This is a genomic window from Syntrophorhabdaceae bacterium (genome assembly GCA_028713955.1).
Lineage (GTDB): Bacteria > Desulfobacterota > Syntrophorhabdia > Syntrophorhabdales > Syntrophorhabdaceae > UBA5609.
In genome coordinates, this window is record JAQTNJ010000327.1 from 1 (window position 1) to 2,975 (window position 2,975).

The following is a 2,975-nucleotide window of genomic DNA, read 5'->3' on the forward strand; positions in this document are numbered from 1 at the left end:
TCTCCAGCCTTTCCTGGTCAGGGACGACACCATACGCTATGTTGTTTTTAATGGAGTCGTTGAAGAGGATGATATCCTGTGTCACGAGGGCAATATTTTTTCTCAATGAGTCCAGCGTGACATCCCTGATGTCGACACCATCGATCAGGAGCGTTCCTTCTGTTATGTCATAGAATCTGGGGATAAGGTTGGCAAGTGTTGTCTTGCCGACACCGCTTTCCCCCACTATCGCAAGCACCTCGTTCTTATTGATCTCCAGGCTGATGTTGTTGAGGATCATCTTGTCTTCATATTTGAAAAAGACGTTTCTGAACTCGATCGCCCCACCGACCCTCCCGAGCTGGATCGCGTCGGGTTTTTCCAGTATCTCAGGTTCCCTGTCGATAACCTCGAAAACCCGCTCGCTTGCAGCGAGTCCCTGTTGCACGTTGTGGTTCTCTTTGTTGAGTTTTTTGATCGGTTCGTAGAGCATGAGAAGGGCTGTAGTGAAGGAAAAAAAGTTGCCCGGTGTCGAAGCCCCGGAGATAACCTCTTTCCCGCCGTACCAGATAATTACCGCTATGGCTACGCCTCCAAGGGCCTCCATTATAGGGTGAGACAGTGCCCTGATCTTGGTGCGTTTGAGAATGATCATGAACATTTCATCGTTTTCTTCCTCGAATCTTTTGTTTTCATATGTCTCCATGGAAAAGGCCTTCACCACTCTCTGGCCAGTGATGGTTTCGTGAAGAAAACTCGTGAGGCGTGCTATCGATTTTTGTGTTTTTATGCTGATCTTCCGCAATTTTTTTCCGAAGGCGACAATGGGATAGGTTGCGAAGGGCAGGATGATAAAGGCTATGATCGCAAGCTTCCAATCTCTGTAGAAGACAACGAATATGAGCCCGATTATGGTAAAAGCGTCCAGGAGGATCGCGGTAAAGGAGTCAGAGACAGTGTTCTGAATAAGGTTCACATCATTCATGATCCTTGATATGCTGACACCGGTGGGAGTTTTATCGAAGAAGGTAAGCGGTTGACGCTGCAGGTTGAAGAAGATGAGATTCCGTATGTCTGTTATGACCCTTTGTCCCACGTAACCCATAAGGTATGCCTGGAGATATGCGAACACCCCCTTGAGGAAATATAAAAGGACAACGCCTATGGGGATGATATAGAGCATCGTTTGGTTCTTCTCGAAAAAGATCTTGTCCAGCACTGGTTTGACAATAAAGGCCGTTAAACCGTTTGTTGCCGCCACAAGGGCCATGCATATCATGGCAAAAACGAGTTTTACATAATAGGGTTTTACAAAATTAAGCAGTCTCAGGTATAGTGTCATGCCGTTTCTCTAAAAAGTCGATGACGATATCCTTTGCAAGTTCATAAGAATTATAATGACCAAGCCTCGCGAGGATCTCGTCGATATCCTTTTTTATGCTGTCTTTTCCATTATTTATCATATATAGTGCCTTTTCTGCAATCTTTTCAGGAGGAATATGCTGGATGAATTCCGGGAATACCTCTTTTCCGGCGATAATATTCGGGAGGCTGATGTGTTTTATTGTTACCAGCATCCTGGCGATGAGATATGAGAACCAGGATATCCGGTAAATGACTATTGTGGGGGTGCCGAGGATTGCGGCCTCCAGAGTAGCGCTGCCGGATGATACGATAGCCAGGTCGCAATGTGCAAGGGCATCATAAGACTGCCCCCTGATGACAATGCAGTCCTGCAGTTCTTTGCTGAACCTCTCGATTACCGGTCCGTCGATATTGTCTGCCAGGGGCAAAAGAACGGCAAGCCTTTGCACCCGTTCCTTTATCTTTTCGATGGACTTAAGCAGGACCGGCATGTGTCGCAGGATCTCGTTTTCCCTGCTGCCCGGCATAATGGTGATAACCGTGCATCCTTTTTCGATGCCTGTTTTTCTGAAAAAATCATCTCTTGTGCTTGCCGGTTTTACCGTGGAGACGAAAGGATGTCCGATGTAGGCAGCATCGATCCCGTGTTCTTCGTAGAGTTTTTTTTCAAAAGGCAGCACGCAGATCACCTTGTCGATATATCTTTTTATCCGGAGTATGCGTTTCTTTCTCCATGCCCAGATCTGGGGCGGGATAAAATAGATCGTGGGGATCCCCATTTTTTTTGCAAACCGGGCGACCTTCAGATTGAAGCCGGGAAAATCGACAAGTATCAAGAGGGAAGGCCGGGTTTGCCCGATATGTTCTTTAAGTCTTCTATAGGCATCCTTTATGTGGTGCAATTTTGAGAAGATCTCGCTTAAGCCCGTGAGGGAGATATTCCTGTAGTCATAGATAGTATTCATGCCCTCATCCCGGAGTCTTTGGCTTCCTATGCCGCTGATCTCCACAGCGATAGATCTTTTGAGTGATTTGACGAGTTCTGCGGCGTGTATCTCACCGGAGAGTTCGCCCGTGACAACAACGATGTGCTGCATTTCCGGACTAACGTTGTTTCTTTGCAATGTACTGCCTGATCTTGTTTGCGAGGATGAGCGCCCTGAGTCCGTCTTCTCCGGTGACGCCCGGCCGTGCGTTGCCCTTCATTGCCCCTATAAACTCTGTCAGCTCATCCTGAACAGGGTCCATGCGGTCAGATGTATATTCTTCGATGTGAATTCCACCGCCATGTTTTTTTGTGCTGGTGGTCAGTTTTCCCTGCATAAAGTCGATACAAAAGGAACGTCCTTTCTCAAAAACGGTAAGCATCCTTTCACGCTTTGCGGCAATCCTGCTTGCGAAGATATTTGCTACAGACCCGTTCGTAAACTCGATACGTGCGTGCGCCGCGTCAAGTTTATCCGTTACAAGAGCGGTTCCGTTTGCCCTTATCTCCTTCACCTCTTCCCTGATGAGAGAAAGGACAAGGTCAAGATCATGGATCATGAGGTCGAGAATGACATCCACATCCGTTGACCTCCCGGTAAAGGGACTTATCCTGCACGCCTCTATGGCAAGAGGCGCCCGGATAA

3 protein-coding genes are annotated in these 2,975 nt (G+C 47.5%); all 3 read right to left on the minus strand.

The annotated features are described in order from the left end of the window. Positions 1 to 1,321 (minus strand): ABC transporter ATP-binding protein (locus PHU49_16515; protein ID MDD5245613.1); only part of this gene is annotated, 1,321 nt, incomplete at its 3' end. After that, positions 1,296 to 2,468, minus strand: coding sequence for a lipid-A-disaccharide synthase (gene lpxB / locus PHU49_16520; protein ID MDD5245614.1), 1,173 nt, complete (start codon positions 2,466 to 2,468; stop codon positions 1,296 to 1,298). The genes lpxB and PHU49_16515, both read right to left, overlap by 26 nt. Then, the coding region (locus PHU49_16525) for a hypothetical protein (protein ID MDD5245615.1) at positions 2,449 to 2,975 on the minus strand (527 nt) is incomplete at its 5' end. The genes PHU49_16525 and lpxB, both read right to left, overlap by 20 nt.